Genomic DNA, 15,658 nt, shown 5'->3' with positions numbered 1-15,658 from the left:
ACCAGCGTCGTCTTGCCGGTGCCGGGCGGCGCGACGAGCACCGCGGCACCGCCCGCCTCCAGGGCGGCGTCGAGTCCGGGCAGGGCACTGCGGACGGGCAGCGCGTCGAGGGCGTCGTAGCGGATCACGCCCCCAGTGTCGTACGCCGTGCGAAACGACCTCATACGCGCGCGTGCCCGCGTTCCGTCAGCCCTTCAGTCGTTCGCGCGGTCGCGCTCGCACACGTAGATCGCCGTTCCCGGGATCAGGTTGCCGCGCAGTGGTGACCAGCCGCCCCACTCGGCGGTGTTCCAGGACGGCCACTCCGGCTCGACCAGGTCCACCAGGCGCAGGCCCGACGCCACGATGTCGCGGATGCGGTCGCCGAGGGTGCGGTGGTGCTCGACGTAGACCGCACGGCCGTCGTCGTCCTGCTCGACGTAGGGAGTGCGGTCGAAGTAGGAGGCCGAGACAGTGAGTCCCTCGGGGCCGGGATCGTCGGGGAACGCCCAGCGGATCGGGTGCGTGGCCGAGAAGACGAACCGGCCGCCGGGCCGCAGTACCCGGTGCACCTCGCGCAGCACCAGGGCGGGGTCGGCGACGAACGGCAGCGCCCCGTACGCCGAGCACGCCAGGTCGAAGGAGGCGTCCGCGAAGGGCAGCGCGCCCGCGTCGGCGCACACCAGAGGGAACGATCCGCCGATCCGCAGCGCGTGCTGGAGCTGGCGGTGTGAGAGGTCCAGGGCCACCGGACGGGCACCCTGGGCGGCCAGCCAGCGCGAGCACTGGGCCGCGCCGGCGCCGATCTCCAGGACGTCCTTGCCCTTCAGCTCCTCCGCCGGGCCGAGCAGTTCGGCCTCCACCTCGTCGAGGCCCTCGGGGCCCCACACGAAGCGGTCGTCGCCGAGGAACGTGCCGTGTTCGACCTGGTAGTCGTCCGCGTTCCGGTCCCACCAGCCCCGGTTGGCCCGGGAACTCTCGGTGACGTCGGCGTCACGCCGGGTGGCTTCCGGTTCGAACGTATCGGGCTCTTGGATGATCGGCTCCCTCGTCGTACTCTTCCGTCACCTCTACGGTGCGGCTGTCCCCGGCGGCGTCACTGAAGGGGTGTGTCAGGCCTGCGTGGCCTCGCGGGACACGTTTTGTGCCGGGTATGCGGCGATCCGCCCCGGGTGTGCGCCTTCGCGCATTGACCCTGTCCGGCTGCCCCCGTATGCTACAAGTTGCGCTGCGGGCCTGCGCACCTCAGACGTAGCAGGTTGCGCTCGCATCTGTATGTATGACCCCTCGGTTTTCGAGGCGCCAACGGGACACCCTGGTGTTCTGGACTGGCGCTTCCTTGGCTGTCCGGCCTTCTGCAGAGCGAAGCGAAAAAGGCTCTCGGCGTGAGCAGTACCTACGACTTCAATGTCCGTACCGGAGCCCTTTCCCACATGACGAGCAGCACCGAGACCACCGCCACCACCCCGCAGGTAGCGGTCAACGACATCGGTAACGAGGAAGCCTTCCTCGCCGCGATCGACGAGACGATCAAGTACTTCAACGACGGCGACATCGTCGACGGCGTCATCGTGAAGGTCGACCGGGACGAGGTCCTGCTCGACATCGGTTACAAGACCGAAGGTGTCATCCCGAGCCGCGAGCTCTCGATCAAGCACGACGTCGACCCGAACGAGGTCGTCAAGGTCGGCGACGAGATCGAAGCCCTTGTTCTCCAGAAGGAGGACAAGGAAGGCCGCCTGATCCTCTCGAAGAAGCGCGCCCAGTACGAGCGCGCCTGGGGCACCATCGAGAAGATCAAGGAAGAGGACGGCATCGTCACCGGTACCGTCATCGAGGTCGTCAAGGGTGGACTCATCCTCGACATCGGCCTCCGTGGCTTCCTGCCGGCTTCTCTCGTCGAGATGCGCCGTGTCCGCGACCTCCAGCCCTACGTGGGCAAGGAGCTCGAGGCCAAGATCATCGAGCTGGACAAGAACCGCAACAATGTGGTCCTGTCCCGCCGTGCCTGGCTGGAGCAGACCCAGTCCGAGGTCCGCCAGACCTTCCTCACGACCCTCCAGAAGGGTCAGGTCCGCTCCGGCGTGGTCTCCTCGATCGTCAACTTCGGTGCCTTCGTGGACCTGGGTGGCGTCGACGGTCTGGTCCACGTCTCCGAGCTGTCCTGGAAGCACATCGACCACCCCTCCGAGGTTGTCGAGGTCGGCCAGGAAGTCACCGTCGAGGTCCTCGACGTGGACATGGACCGCGAGCGCGTCTCCCTGTCGCTGAAGGCGACCCAGGAAGACCCGTGGCAGCAGTTCGCCCGCACCCACCAGATCGGCCAGGTCGTGCCCGGAAAGGTCACGAAGCTGGTTCCGTTCGGTGCGTTCGTCCGCGTGGACGAGGGCATCGAGGGTCTGGTGCACATCTCCGAGCTGGCCGAGCGCCACGTGGAGATCCCGGAGCAGGTCGTCCAGGTCAACGACGAGATCTTCGTCAAGGTCATCGACATCGACCTTGAGCGCCGTCGCATCAGCCTCTCGCTGAAGCAGGCCAACGAGGCCTTCGGTGCCGACCCGGCCACGGTCGACTTCGACCCGACGCTGTACGGCATGGCCGCGTCGTACGACGACCAGGGCAACTACATCTACCCCGAGGGCTTCGACCCCGAGACCAACGACTGGCTCGAAGGTTTCGAATCCCAGCGCGAGGTGTGGGAGACCCAGTACGCCGAGGCGCAGCAGCGCTTCGAGCAGCACCAGGCGCAGGTCATCAAGTCCCGCGAGGCCGACGCCCAGGCTGCGGCCGAGGGTGTCGACACCCCGGGTGCGGTGCCGGCTGCGGCCGGTGGTGGCGGCGGCGGTTCGTACTCCTCCGAGGGTGCGGACACCTCCGGTGCGCTGGCGTCCGACGAGGCGCTTGCTGCGCTGCGTGAGAAGCTGGCGGGTGGGCAGAGCTGAACGCCCACTGAGCAGTAGCTCTTGATTGAGGGGCCGTACCTTTCGGGGTGCGGCCCCTCAGTTGTGTTTCGGCTTGCGGCCGGTGGGGGCTGGTCGCGCAGTTCCCCGCGCCCCTTCGGGGGCGCGCCCAGGAGGGGCGCTTTTCCCCGACCTTGTAGAAACGTGCGGGATACATCAGTAACTGCCGTGCCGTAACCGGTTGTTGGGACCCTGCCTCGGTCATTCATGATCGGAGAAGGGGAGCCGGACAATGGCAAGCAACCAGAGCCGACGTGCATTTCTGCGGAACGTGGGTCTCACCGGTGGCGCGGGCACGATGTTCGCCACCATGGGGGCCCTCGGACTCGCCCCCACCGCGCAGGCCGCCCAGCGGGAACAGCCCTTTCGTGCCCTGAACACGAGCGACTTCCACCTCACCGGGCGCGGTGCGGCCAAGGTCGTCATCGTCGGCGGTGGCATCGCCGGACTGACCACGGCGTACGAACTCGGCAAGGCCGGCTACGACTGTACGATCCTGGAGGCCAGGGACCGTACCGGCGGCCGCAACTTCACCGTCCGGGGCGGTGACACGACGACCGACCTCTACGGCAACCGGCAGACCGCCCGTTTCGCCGACGGGCACTACATGAACTGCGGCCCCGCGCGGATCCCGCAGTGGATGATCACCCTCGACTACTGTCGCGAACTCGGCGTCCCCATCCAGGTGTTCACCAACGTCAACGCGGACGCGTACATCTACAACGAGTCCACCGGCATGACCAAGCCCGAGCGCTACCGCACCGCCAAGGCCGATGTCTACGGCTATGTCTCGGAGTTGCTCGCCAAGGCCACCGACAAGGGCGCCCTGGACAAGGAGTTGACCGCCACCGACCAGGAGCGGCTCGTCGAGTTCCTCAAGGGGTGGGGAGAGCTCGGGGACAAACTGACCTATGAAGGCGGGGACTTCCGCGGGTACTCGACCGTTCCGGCCGCCGCGGGTACTCCGGGTGTGCTGCTCGGGGACGTGCCCACCGCCTCCGAGGTCCTCGCCAGCGGTGTCGGCCGCTACTTCTCCTTCGAATTCGGCTTCGACCAGGCCATGTTGATGTTCCAGCCGGTCGGCGGCATGGACCAGATCCCGAAGGCGCTGACCCTGGCGATCGGGGCGCAGCGCATCCGTACCGGGGCGGTCGTCTCGAAAATCACCGACAAGGGGAGTGGTGTTTCGGTCACGTACACCCAGGGAGGCCGTACGAAGGTGGTCGAGGCCGACTACTGCGTCGGCGCCCTGCCGCCCAACATCCTCGCCAAGATCCCGCACAACCTCGGCACCGGCGTCCAGACCGCACTGGAGGCGATCACCCCGTCGTCCGCCGCGAAGATCGGCCTGGAGTACAAGTCCCGTTGGTGGGAGCTCGATCACCGGATCTACGGCGGCATCACCGAGACCGACCAGGACGTCACCCACATCTGGCACCCTTCGTACGGCTTCCACGGTGCGCGGGGCGTCCTCATCGGGTACTACAACTATGACGACAACGCGGACTCGTACGCGAAGCTCACCCCGAAGGGGCGTGAAGAGCGGGCGGTGGCCGCGGGCGTGAAGATCTACGGGGAGAAGTACCGCAGCGAACTGGCATCGTCCTTCTCCCACCACTGGCGTCAGACGCCCCACCTGGAGGCCGCGTGGCACGACACCCCGGGCGGTCCCGACGACGCCCGCTACAAGCCGCTCAACGAACCCACGGGACGCGTCTACTTCGCCGGCGACTGGCTCACCTACACCGACGCCTGGCAGCACGGTGCGTTCTCCTCCGCCCGCAAGGCGGTGACCGCGCTCCACGCGCGCGTGCTGTCCTCGTGACGTGGGCGCCCTCCTGGTGACGCGGGGGAGCGGCGCATGAAAAGGCAGTAAGAGGTGCCTGATCAGGGGCATGGGCGGGAATGCCCATGCCCTGGAGGGCGTTGTGCAGTACGAACACGAGGAGGAGCGGTCACAGTGCTTGATCCGCAGGGTTTGTACGCATGGGAGCCGAAGGGCCTGGCCGTCGTCGACATGGCGCTCGCACAGGAGTCGGCCGGTCTTGTCATGCTCTACCACTTCGACGGGTACATCGACGCGGGCGAGACGGGCGACCAGATCGTCGAACGACTGCTCGACTCGCTGCCCCACCAGGTCGTGGCCAGATTCGACCACGACCGGCTCGTGGACTACCGCGCCCGCCGTCCGCTGCTCACCTTCAAGCGCGACCGGTGGACCGACTACGAGGAGCCCACCCTCGACGTACGGCTGGTCCAGGACGCCACGGGAGCGCCCTTCCTGCTGCTCTCCGGCCCCGAGCCGGACGTGGAGTGGGAGCGCTTCGCCCTGGCCGTCCAGCAGATCGTGGAGCGCCTCGGTGTCCGCCTGTCCGTGAATTTCCACGGCATCCCCATGGGCGTCCCGCACACCCGCCCGGTGGGTCTGACCCCGCACGGCAACCGCACCGACCTCGTCCCGGGCCACCGCAGCCCCTTCGACGAGGCACAGGTCCCCGGGAGCGCGGAGGCGCTCGTCGAGTACCGCCTCATGGAGGCCGGCCACGACGTCCTGGGCGTCGCCGCGCACGTCCCGCACTACATCGCCCGCTCCCCGTACCCGGACGCGGCCCTGACCGTCCTGGAGGGCATCACGGCGGGCACCGGACTGGTCCTGCCGGGCATCGCGCACTCCCTGCGCACCGAGGCCCACCGCACCCAGACGGAGATCGACCGCCAGATCCAGGAGGGCGACGAGGAACTCGTGGCGCTCGTCCAGGGCCTGGAGCACCAGTACGACGCCGCCGCGGGCGCCGAGAGCCGCGGCAACATGCTCGCCGAGCCGGTCGAGATCCCGTCGGCGGACGAGATCGGGCAGGAGTTCGAGCGCTTCCTGGCGGAGCGCGAGGGCGACAGCTAGCCGACAGTCAGCGCCTGCCGGTCGCCGGGTGGCCTGTCAGTGACAGGCCGTAGGCTTCTGTCCATGCTGAAGGTCGGCCTCACCGGGGGCATCGGTGCCGGTAAGAGTGAAGTGTCGCGGCTGCTCGTCGGGTACGGCGGCGTGCTGATCGACGCCGACCGCATCGCGCGCGAGGTCGTCGCGCCCGGAACTCCCGGGCTCGCGGCGGTCGTCGAGGCCTTCGGCGAGGACGTGCTCGGCGCGGACGGCGGCCTGGACCGGCCGAAGCTGGGCACCATCGTCTTCGCCGACCCCGAGAAGCTGGCCGTACTCAACTCGATCGTCCACCCCCTGGTGGGCCGGCGCTCCCGAGAGCTCGAAACCGCGGCGGCCGACGACGCCGTGGTGATCCACGACGTACCGCTCCTCGCCGAGAACGCCCTCGCCGCGCTGTACGACCTCGTGATCGTCGTCGACGCGAGCCCCGAGACGCAGCTCGACCGGCTGGTGCGGCTGCGCGGCATGACCGAGGAGGACGCACGCGCGCGTATGGCCGCCCAGGCGACCCGCGAGAAGCGGCTCGCCATCGCGGACATCGTCATCGACAACGACGTACCCCTTGAGGCGCTTGAGCGGCGCGTCCGGGACGTATGGGCCGAACTCGTGCGCAGGGCACACGCGCCCCAGCAGCCACCCCAGGAATAGCGGGCCTCCTGTCGGGCGTTGAAACGGGCGAGTGAGGGAAGGAATTCGCCGTGCCCGAGAACAGCGGAACGACCGGACGTACTCCGGAGACGCATGTCATCGACTTCCGCGCCGCCGAGCAGCTGCTCGCCGCGCGGGACCCGCGGGGCGCGGTGAAGCTGCTCGACAACGTCATCGACGCGCACCCCGAGAACACCGCCGCCCGCCTGCTGCGCGCGCGTGCCTTCTTCGCCGCCGCGCAACTGCGCCCCGCCGAGCTGGAGTTCACCATCGTCCTGGAGCGCGAGCCGGACAACGCCTTCGCGCACTTCGCGCTCGCCCGCACCTACGAGCGGCAGGGACGCGCCGACCAGGCCAAACGCCACTTCCGGCTGGCCGCCGCACTCGATCCCCAACCGCAGTACCTGAAGGCGGCCCGCTTCGACGGGTAGGCGCACCCCGCGCGGGCCGGGCGGTCGGTCAGGGGTGTCGGTGCTCCGGCGGCCGGTACGGAGGGATGTCGGGGCCCGGCTGGTAGTGCGGGCCCTGGCGCATGTGTCTGAGGATCATGGCCATGTCGATCGTGACGACCAGCCACAGCGCCCCGCAGGCCGCCGCCCACCCCGGGCGGCCGGCGAGCGCGAACGCGGCCGTGCCGAAGATCGTCCAGACCAGCCCCCACACGCTCAGCCAGAATCGCGCCCGCAGCGGACTGCGCGCTGTCGTCGGCTCACTGCCCGTACGCATCAGGATCACTACTCCTCCTTGAAACGTACTCTTCGGGTCGGACGTTCTCCACAGGTAGGAGACTCCACAGGGAGGGGAAACGCACTGTGCTGCCGGACGCCGACGAGCTGCCCGAGATCCTGCTCGACCTCGCCGTACCCCACGAGGACATCAACGAACTGGTCCGACTGAGCCGGGTGTTGGCGCGGGACACCGACGCGATGGGGCTCCTGGAGGAGTGCGTCGAGGCGCTGGTGAAGGACATCGGGGAGCACGGCCACTGGCCCCGGCTCACCGAGCTCCTCCTCGCCCGGCTGCCCGAGGCCCCGCCGGAGATCGGCGCCTACTTCCCCGTGTACGTGTTCGTCGCCGCGCTGCCCCGCACGCGCGCGTACCACCACGAACGCGGCATCCCCGCCGACGTCTCCCGGCGCACCCTCGCCGACCTGGGACGCAACATCGCGGTGCACCACAAACGGTACGGCGGGGCAGGCCTGCCGTTCCCGCAGTGGCTCGTCCCGCACTTCCGCGGCGAGCTGTACCAACTGGGGCGACTGCAGTACGAAAGGGCGCGGCTCGGTGAGCGCACCGCGCGGGCGCTCACCGCGGCCGGGCTGGACGTCGAGCCGGGGGCACCCTGCCTGAACCTGCACATCCCCGACTTCCAAGGACCGCTCTCGCCGGCCGCCTGCGACCGCTCGCTCGACCTGGCCCGCCCGTTCTTCGCCCGGCACTTCCCCGAGGAACGCCATGCGGTCGCGGTCTGCCACTCCTGGCTGCTGGACCGGCAGTTGAAGCAACACCTGCCGGCCGACTCGAACATCGTCCACTTCCAGGAGCGGTTCCGGGTGGCCTACGGCGACACGGAGCCGGCCGACTCCGAACCGGTCCAGTTCGTGTTCGGCAACCCCGCTCTGCCGGCACGGGACCTGCCGCGGCGTACCTCCGTGGAGCGGGCCGTCGGGGACCATCTGCGGGCGGGCGGGCACTGGTACATCGGGCACGGGTGGTTCCCGCTGTGAGCACGGGCCCGCCATCCAATTCTGGCAGGTTCCGCTCCAACGGTTGCCTCTCCAAAGGGAATTGACTCGTAAGGGTGAACCAGTGCGAGTCGGGAACGCGCGTGCGGTTGCGGCCCGTTGGACGGGCATGCGACTCGAAATGCGTGAAGGATACGAGGGGACAGGACCCGGGGCGATCACCCCGGACGGCTGTGCGGTGGAGCTGTACTCACGGCTCCCCGTGGGAGTGGAGCCGGACATCATCGCGGCGTCCGTACCGGCGGGTGCGCGCATCCTGGAGCTGGGCAGCGGGGTGGGGCGGATGACCCATCCCCTCCTGGAGCGTGGATTCAGGGTCACAGCGGTTGACGAGTCCGCCGAGATGCTGGAGCGGGTCCGGGGCGCGCGCACGATATGCAGCCCCATCGAGAATCTCGACCTGGGCGAGACCTTCGACGTCGTGATGCTGGCGTCGTTCCTGGTGCACGCCGGAGACGTCGAGGTGCGGCGCGGACTGCTGCGGACCTGTGTACGGCATGTCGCGGCGGGCGGGTGTGTGCTGATCCAGCGGGAGGGCGAGGACTACCACTCGAACCTGCCGCGCGAGCGCGTCGACCCCAGCGGCTTCACCCTGCGGGTCATGTCGGCGGAGCCGGTCGGCGACGGGGTCGACTCCGTCCACGCCGAGTATGTGTTCCCGGACGCGGTCTGGACCCAGACGTTCCTGGCCCGGCCGTTGACGAAGGATCAGTTCGAGGAGGCGCTCGCGGAGGCGGGACTGAAGGTGGACAGCTATCTGACACCGGACCGGGTGTGGGTGCGGGCGGTGCCGATGGACTGACGGCCTGATGGACGTGATGGACGTGATGGACGTGCTGGACGAACGGGGAAGTCCCGTACTGCGGCGATGAGTTCCTGAGCGGGGGCCGGTCTACCTCTGCGACAGCAACACGGACCGCTTCCCTCAGGAGAACCCCATGTCCCAGACCATCGCCTCTGCCTCTGCTGCTCCCGTCGCGTCCGCGAGCGTCCGCGGTCGCCGTGCCCGGATCGCGCTGCGCGGGCTGCAGGTGCTGCTGGCCCTGTTCTACGGCATCGCGAGCGCGCTGCCCAAGCTGATCGCGCACCCGTCGGCCGTCGAGTCCTTCGACAGGATCGGCTGGGGGAGCGGGGCCATGTACACCATCGGCGCGCTCGAACTGTCCGGGGCCGTCGCGCTGTTGGTCCCGCTGCTGCAGTCGGTGGCGGCGACGGCGCTCAGCGCGCTGATGGTGGGTGCGTTCATCGTGCAGATGACCGTGTTCCACGGTCAGAACGCGGCGACACCGCTGATCCTGATCATTCCGCTGGCCCTGATCGCCTGGGCACGGCGGGGGCAGAACGGGGAGTTGCTGAGGCTGCTGCGACGACGGGCGTGATTTGAGCGCAGGGCGAAGGTGGCGTCCGGTGGGCCCAGGGGCCCGGGCCGGATGTCACCGTTGCGTGCCCCGGCGGGTGTTGTGGCGGGGGGTGCCGTGTGCTCCGCGGTGCGGGTCGGGAGTCTCGTCGGAGGGGCCGGAGGAGGGCAGATCGCGCAGGCGTTCCAGTTCGCGGCGGTCGCGCTTGGTGGGGCGGCCGGTGCCGCGGTCGCGGATACCGGCCGGGGCCACGGTCTCGCGGGGCGGGGGCGGCGGGGAGTTGTCCACATAGCACTCGGCGGCAACAGGAGGGCCGACCCGCTTGCGGATGACGCGCTTCACGACGACGATCCGTTCCCGGCCCTCGTGGCGCAGGCGTACCTCGTCGCCGACGCGGACGGAGTGGGCGGGCTTCACCCGCTCGCCGTTGACGCGGACGTGGCCGCCCTTGCAGGCGGCGGCGCCCATGGAGCGGGTCTTGACCAGACGGACGGACCAGATCCAGCTGTCGATGCGGACGCTCTCGCCGTTCGAGGGACCGGCGGCCTCGGCGGCGGCCACGGCATCGCCCTGCGGCTCGGGCGCAGGGTTCCGGAGCGTGCCGGGGTTCCGGAGTGCGTCGGGGTCCGGGAGAGCGTCGGGGGTCCGGCTCGGGGTCGTGGTCGTCGTCGCGCCGGTTCCGTCGTTGTCGTCGGTCTCGTCGCTCTCGTGCACGCCCTCGGAAGCCATGCCGCGATTTTAGTCCCCGGGGGAGAGCAGGGCATGGCCGTTGCCGATGCTGTCGACGCTGCCGGTCATCGGGATCCGCGGTTTCCCGGCGCTCGGCGCGGTCCTCACCGGAGCCCGTACGGTGAGGGGATGAACCTGTCCGACCTCGATCGCCGGATCACCGGCTGCCGGGCCTGCCCCCGGCTGATCGCCTGGCGCGAGGAGGTCGCCCGCACCAAACGCGCGGCCTTCGCCGACTGGACGTACTGGGGCCGCCCGGTACCCGGCTTCGGTCCCGCCGACGCACCCCTGCTGATCATCGGCCTCGCCCCGGCCGCGCACGGTGCGAACCGGACCGGCCGCATGTTCACGGGCGATCGCTCCGGGGACGTACTGTACGAGGCCCTGTACGACGTGGGTCTCGCCTCGCAGCCGACCGCCGTGAGCGCCGACGACGGCCTGGAGCTGTACGGCGTGCGCATCACCTCGCCGGTGCGCTGCGCGCCGCCCGCCAACAAGCCCACCCCCGAGGAGCGCGACACCTGCCGCTCCTGGCTCGTCGACGAACTGACGCTGCTGCGGCCGACGTTGAAGGCCGCGATCGTGCTCGGCGGCTTCGGCTGGCAGGCCGCGTTGCCCGCGTTCGCGGCGGCGGGGTGGGCCGTGCCGAGGCCGCGCCCCGTGTTCGGGCACGGGGTGCGGGTGCCGCTCGACGGCCTCGACCTCTTCGGCTGCTTCCACGTCAGCCAGCGCAACACCTTCACCGGGAAACTCACCCCCGAGATGCTGCGGGACGTGCTGCGCACGGCGGCCGGGGCGGCGGGGCTGCCGGTCGCGGTATAACCGGTGGCAGGGGGTTCGCGGCGGGAGTTAGGGTCGCCGGATGGGCCTGTATCCGGAGATCGAACCGTACGACCACGGCATGCTCGACGTCGGAGACGGCAACCTCGTCTACTGGGAGACCTGCGGAAACCCGAACGGCAAGCCGGCGGTCGTGCTGCACGGCGGCCCGGGATCCGGCTGTTCCCCGTACTCCCGGCGTTCCTTCGACCCCGCCGCCTACCGGATCGTGCTGCTCGACCAGCGAGGGTGCGGACGTTCGACACCGCACGCGAGCGCCTACGACACCGACATGAGCGTGAACACGACGGCTCACCTGATCGCCGATCTGGAGCTGCTGCGGCGGCACCTGGGGATCGAACGGTGGCTGGTGCGGGGCGGGTCGTGGGGATCGGTGCTCGGACTGCGGTACGCGCAGACGCACCCCGAGGCGGTGTCGGAGCTGGTACTGACCTGTGTCGCCACCGGATCCAATCCCGAAGTGGCGTTGCTGACCAGGGGACTTGGGAAACTCTTCCCTGAGGCCTTCGAGCAGTTCGTCGGTGAACTGCCTGTTGGGGAACGCGACGGGAATCTCGCCGCCGCCTACAACCGGCTCATCGAGTCCCCCGACCGGGCGGTGCGGGAGCGGGCGGCACGTGCGTGGACCGACTGGGAGACGGCGATCATCCCGGCGCCGCCGCGCTCCGAGAAGCGGTACGAGGACCCGGAGTTCCGTATGTGCTTCGCCCGCACCGTCACGCACTACTTCGGCAACGACCACTTTTTCGGCGAGGGCAACGACGAGGGTGTCGTGCTCCGGGACGCGCACCTGCTCAAGGGCATCCCCGGCACCCTTGTCCAGGGCAGCCTTGATCTCGGCAACCTTGTCGGTGTCGTCTGGCGGCTTCAACACGCGTGGCCCGACAGTGAGTTGGTGATCGTGGACGAAGCCGGTCACGACGCGAGTGCGCCGGGTGTCGCGGAGGCGCTGGTGGCGGCTACGGACAAGTACGCGCGCCGTTAGCCCAGTTGGTCGGCTAGCCCGGTTGGTCACCGAAGAGATGCCGCACCGTGGACCGGTAGTTCGCCTGGACGTGGCTGAGGGCGTGGGCGCGGGCCCGGTCCGGGTCGCCGGAAGCGATGGCCTCGTACAACTCCACGTGCTCGGTGAGGAGTTGGGGCCACTCCTCGTTCTGCCGGGTGAGCCAGCGCAGTCGGCCGTCGACCGGTTCCATGACCGAGATCAGCAGGCTGTTGCCGGCCAGGGCCAGGATGCGGTCGTGGAAGCGGGTGTTGACGTCGGTGATCGCCTCGGCGTCGTCGGACCTGGTGGCTTCCGCCGCGCTGTCCAGCAACTCCCGTAGTTCGGCGAGTGCTTGAGGGGTGGCGCGGGACGCGGCGAGCCCGGCCGCGTACACCTCCAGCGCCTCGCGCAGCTCGAAGAGTTCCTTGACGTCGGTCGGGGTCAGGCGTCGTACGACCGTACGGCGGGCCGACTCGAACAGGACGAAGCCCTCCGCGACCAGGGCCCGGATCGCCTCCCGGACCGGCACTCGCGAGACCCCGAAGCGTTCGGCCAGCTCGCGCTCCACCAGCCGGTCTCCGGGGCGGAGGCGACCGGCGATGATGTCCTGCCGCAGGGTGGCCAGGACGCGTTCGCGCACCGCTCCGAGGGGTTCGATCTTCGCTGTCATGGAGCTCATGGGGCCATCTTCGCCGACTCCGGGGGTGTTTTACGGAGCGTTAACAACGGTGACATCGGTCGGAACGGTTGACGGGAGGACTATGACGGCAGTTTGGTATACCAAACGACACCGGCAGTCGTCCTGTTCCCTCTTCTCCCACCCCCACCCCTCCTCGCACCTCCGTCCCCTTGCCCTGGAGGCCCCGTGTCCCTCGCCGACCGTGCCGAAGTCACCGGCGCACCAGCGTTCGTCCCCGACCCCCGGCTCACCAACGAAGACCTCGCCCCCGCCGACAAGCGCAACTGGAAGGTCTTCGACCTCTTCGCCATGTGGATGTCGGACGTCCACAACCTCGGCAACTACACGTTCGCCGCAGGCCTGTTGGTCCTCGGCATGAACGTCTGGCAGGTCTTCACCTCCCTCCTCGTCGGCTTCGTGCTCATCTACGTCGGCATGAACTGGATGGGGAAGATCGGGCAGGCCCATGGCGTCCCGTTCCCGGTCGTCAGCCGCATCAGCTTCGGGGTGTGGGGCGCGAACATCCCGGCCCTCATCCGGGCCGTGATCGCCATCATGTGGTACGGCATCCAGACCTACCTCGCCTCCGTCGCCGTCAACGTGATGCTGCTGGCAGCCTGGCCGGGCCTGGAGTCCTGGACTCACCACTCCTTCCTGGGACTTGACGCCCTGGGCTGGGTCTCCTTCGTTTCGCTGTGGCTGATCCAGGCGGTGATCATCAGTCAGGGCATGGAATCCGTAAGGAAGTTCCAGGACTTCTGCGGTCCCGCGATCTGGCTGGTGATGATCGCGCTGGCCATCTGGGTGCTGGCGAAGGCCGGTTGGTCGATCTCCCTCACCTCCACCCCGCACCCGGTCTCGTTCGGCGAGCAGTGGCGCCAGTGGTTCGGCGCGATCGGCCTGATCCTCGCCACCTACGGCACGCTGATGCTCAACTTCTGCGACTTCTCCCGCTTCGCGCCCGACTACAAGACCGTCCGCCGCGGCAACTTCTGGGGCCTGCCCATCAACTCCACGGCGTTCGTGGTCGTTTCGGTGATCGTGACGGCCGGCTCGCTGGAGGTCTGGGGCCAGGCCATCACCGACCCTGCCGAGCTGGTCGCCAAGGTCGGCAACACCTGGGTGATGGTGCTCGGCGCGTTCACGTTCGCCGTCGCCACCATGGGCGTCAACATTGTCGCCAACTTCGTCTCCCCGGCGTACGACCTGGCCAACGTCTGGCCGCAGAAGATCACCTTCAGGATCGGCGGCATGATCAGCACGGTCGCCGCGCTGGTGGTGACCCCCTGGAACCTCTTCTCCAACCCGACCGTCGTCAACTACTTCCTCGGCGGCCTCGGCGCCTTCCTGGGCCCGCTGTTCGGCGTGATCATGGTCGACTACTACTGGGTGAAGCGCGGCCGGGTCGACGTACAGGAGCTCTTCGACGCGACCCCCGGCTCCCGCTACTACTACAGGAAGGGCGTCAACCCCAAGGCCCTGTGGGCGTTCCTGCCCTCGGCGGGCGTCGCGGCCGTACTCGCACTCGTGAAGACGTTCAGCGACGTCGCCCCGTACTCCTGGTTCATCGGCACGGCACTCGGCGCCGGCCTCTACCTGCTGATCTGCCGCACCGATCGAGCCACCGCCGAGCCCGCTTCCGAACCGGTGGAGGTCTGAGCGGAGTGCGCATCGTCGTCACCAACTGCAACACCACGCAGGAGATGACCGAGGAGATCGTACGAGGTGCCCGGGCCGCCGCAGGCCCGGGCACCACCGTGACCGGACTGACCCCCGCGTGGGGACCGGAGTCGGCGGAGGGCTGGCTCGACAGCTACCTGTCCGCGGCGGCCGTCATGGACCTGCTGCGGACATACGACGGCCCGCGCTACGACGCCGTCGTCATGGCCGGTTTCGGGGAGCACGGACGGGAAGGCGTCCGGGAGTTGGTGGACGTGCCGGTCGTCGACATCACCGAGGCGGCTGCCCATCTCGCCTGTCTGCTGGGCCGCAGGTACGGCGTCGTCACCACGCTGGAACGGTCCTGCGGCCAGATCGAGGACAGCCTGGAGCTGGCGGGGGTGGGCCGCAACTGCGCGGCGGTCGTGGGCACGGGGCTGAGCGTGCTCGACCTGGGGGACGACGGGGAACGGACGGAGATGGCGTTCCTCGCGGCGGCGGAACGGGCGCGGGGAGCCGGAGCCGAGGTGCTGGTGCTGGGCTGCGCCGGGATGACGGGGCTGCAGCGGGCGGTGGGGGAGAAGCTGGGGCTGCCGGTGGTGGACGGGGTCGGCGCGGCGGTGAAGCTGGCGGAGTCGCTGGTCGGGCTGGGGCTGAGGACGAGCAGGGCGGGGAGCTATGCGAGCCCGGTGCCTAAGAAGAGGTTGTGGGGCAGCGCCCCTTCAGGGGCGCGGGGAACTGCGCGACCAGCCACGACGGCGCAGCAGCCGCCGGACAACACATCGCGGCACTCTCGGTAGCGCATCCGTAGGGGTGATCTTGCAGCGACCTGACCAGCGCTACGGCGACTCGTGGACGCGTGCCCCACAGACTCCCGGAAGGACGAGCCCTCATCGGCAAGAACGGAGCCTCCCTTGCCCACGCCGGTACAGCGAGCCCTCCTCGCCACGCTCCTCGCAGGATTCTGCTGCGCCGGGGCAACCCGCGACGTACCGGAACCCTTCTGGACCACCCCCGACTCCCCAGCCGCGCGACAGGCGGCCACCTGGCGCGAGGACGGCCGAACAGCCGACGCCACGCTGATGGACCGCATCGCCGCCAGACCCGAGGCCGAGTGGCTCAACGGACCCGACCCCGGACC

The 15,658-nt window shown here is 69.3% G+C and carries 16 protein-coding genes and 1 pseudogene; 13 read left to right on the top strand and 4 right to left on the bottom strand.

The window, feature by feature from the left end; genetic code table 11:
• Nucleotides 1-194 precede the first annotated feature (194 nt).
• The gene (locus R6V09_RS27025; RefSeq protein ID WP_317884034.1) at nt 195-1,016 is read right to left on the bottom strand and encodes a class I SAM-dependent methyltransferase; all 822 of its coding nucleotides are present in this window, start codon (nt 1,014-1,016) and stop codon (nt 195-197) included.
• 396 nt (nt 1,017-1,412) lie between these two features.
• Here R6V09_RS27025 and rpsA point away from each other — a divergent pair, with 396 nt between their 5' ends.
• From rpsA to R6V09_RS27000, 5 genes are all read left to right on the top strand, one after another.
• Nucleotides 1,413-2,921 carry a 30S ribosomal protein S1 gene (gene rpsA / locus R6V09_RS27020; RefSeq protein WP_317884033.1) on the top strand — a complete coding sequence of 503 codons (1,509 nt, stop codon included), beginning with the start codon at nt 1,413-1,415 and terminating at the stop codon, nt 2,919-2,921.
• Between the two features lie 316 nt (nt 2,922-3,237).
• Complete coding sequence (locus R6V09_RS27015) at nt 3,238-4,764, top strand: flavin monoamine oxidase family protein (RefSeq protein ID WP_317884032.1); 1,527 nt, start codon at nt 3,238-3,240, stop codon at nt 4,762-4,764.
• 135 nt (nt 4,765-4,899) lie between these two features.
• A complete protein-coding gene (locus tag R6V09_RS27010) occupies nt 4,900-5,838 on the top strand; it encodes a PAC2 family protein (RefSeq protein ID WP_026178381.1) in 939 nt (312 codons plus the stop codon).
• 63 nt (nt 5,839-5,901) lie between these two features.
• On the top strand, nt 5,902-6,522 hold the full coding sequence (gene coaE, locus R6V09_RS27005) for a dephospho-CoA kinase (RefSeq protein WP_317884031.1): 621 nt from the start codon (nt 5,902-5,904) through the stop codon (nt 6,520-6,522).
• A 50-nt stretch (nt 6,523-6,572) separates the two neighbouring features.
• A complete protein-coding gene (locus R6V09_RS27000; protein WP_019067641.1) occupies nt 6,573-6,953 on the top strand; it encodes a tetratricopeptide repeat protein in 381 nt (126 codons plus the stop codon).
• Nucleotides 6,954-6,981: 28 nt separating this feature from the next.
• On the opposite strand, the gene R6V09_RS26995 is transcribed toward R6V09_RS27000, so the two are convergent.
• The gene (locus R6V09_RS26995; RefSeq protein ID WP_317884030.1) at nt 6,982-7,248 is read right to left on the bottom strand and encodes a DUF6343 family protein; all 267 of its coding nucleotides are present in this window, start codon (nt 7,246-7,248) and stop codon (nt 6,982-6,984) included.
• 86 nt (nt 7,249-7,334) lie between these two features.
• On the opposite strand from R6V09_RS26995, the gene R6V09_RS26990 reads away from it, so the two are divergent.
• From R6V09_RS26990 to R6V09_RS26980, 3 genes are all read left to right on the top strand, one after another.
• Nucleotides 7,335-8,249, top strand: coding sequence for an acyltransferase domain-containing protein (locus tag R6V09_RS26990; protein ID WP_317884029.1), 915 nt, complete (start codon nt 7,335-7,337; stop codon nt 8,247-8,249).
• Nucleotides 8,250-8,388: 139 nt separating this feature from the next.
• Nucleotides 8,389-9,069: a class I SAM-dependent methyltransferase gene (locus R6V09_RS26985; RefSeq protein ID WP_317884028.1), complete on the top strand. Its 681-nt coding sequence runs from the start codon at nt 8,389-8,391 to the stop codon at nt 9,067-9,069.
• 136 nt (nt 9,070-9,205) lie between these two features.
• Nucleotides 9,206-9,646: a DoxX family protein gene (locus R6V09_RS26980; RefSeq protein ID WP_317884027.1), complete on the top strand. Its 441-nt coding sequence runs from the start codon at nt 9,206-9,208 to the stop codon at nt 9,644-9,646.
• Nucleotides 9,647-9,700: 54 nt separating this feature from the next.
• Here the strand turns inward: R6V09_RS26980 and R6V09_RS26975 are convergent, their stop codons facing one another.
• Nucleotides 9,701-10,354, bottom strand: coding sequence for an RNA-binding S4 domain-containing protein (locus tag R6V09_RS26975; RefSeq protein WP_317884026.1), 654 nt, complete (start codon nt 10,352-10,354; stop codon nt 9,701-9,703).
• Nucleotides 10,355-10,483: 129 nt separating this feature from the next.
• Between R6V09_RS26975 and R6V09_RS26970 the strand changes: the two genes are divergently transcribed.
• Nucleotides 10,484-11,176 (top strand): uracil-DNA glycosylase, encoded by a 693-nt coding sequence (locus tag R6V09_RS26970; RefSeq protein WP_317884025.1) that lies wholly within the window; start codon nt 10,484-10,486, stop codon nt 11,174-11,176.
• A gap of 40 nt (nt 11,177-11,216) precedes the next feature.
• Entirely contained in the window at nt 11,217-12,179 is a 963-nt protein-coding gene (pip, locus tag R6V09_RS26965) for a prolyl aminopeptidase (protein ID WP_317884024.1), read from the top strand.
• Between the two features lie 13 nt (nt 12,180-12,192).
• Here pip and R6V09_RS26960 read toward each other — a convergent pair whose 3' ends face one another.
• On the bottom strand, nt 12,193-12,858 hold the full coding sequence (locus R6V09_RS26960) for a GntR family transcriptional regulator (RefSeq protein WP_317884023.1): 666 nt from the start codon (nt 12,856-12,858) through the stop codon (nt 12,193-12,195).
• A 186-nt stretch (nt 12,859-13,044) separates the two neighbouring features.
• Here R6V09_RS26960 and R6V09_RS26955 point away from each other — a divergent pair, with 186 nt between their 5' ends.
• The 3 genes and pseudogenes from R6V09_RS26955 to R6V09_RS26945 all read left to right on the top strand — a co-directional run.
• A complete protein-coding gene (locus tag R6V09_RS26955; protein WP_317884022.1) occupies nt 13,045-14,517 on the top strand; it encodes an NCS1 family nucleobase:cation symporter-1 in 1,473 nt (490 codons plus the stop codon).
• Nucleotides 14,518-14,522: 5 nt separating this feature from the next.
• A complete protein-coding gene (locus R6V09_RS26950; RefSeq protein WP_317884021.1) occupies nt 14,523-15,317 on the top strand; it encodes an aspartate/glutamate racemase family protein in 795 nt (264 codons plus the stop codon).
• 114 nt (nt 15,318-15,431) lie between these two features.
• A pseudogene (locus R6V09_RS26945) lies at nt 15,432-15,658 on the top strand (glycoside hydrolase family 6 protein); the annotation flags it as partial.

Origin of the sequence: Streptomyces sp. W16 (assembly GCF_033194735.1) — a bacterium.
Classification (GTDB): domain Bacteria; phylum Actinomycetota; class Actinomycetes; order Streptomycetales; family Streptomycetaceae; genus Streptomyces.
The sequence above is the reverse complement of the archived record's forward strand: the minus strand, read 5'-3'. Positions and strand labels throughout refer to the sequence as shown.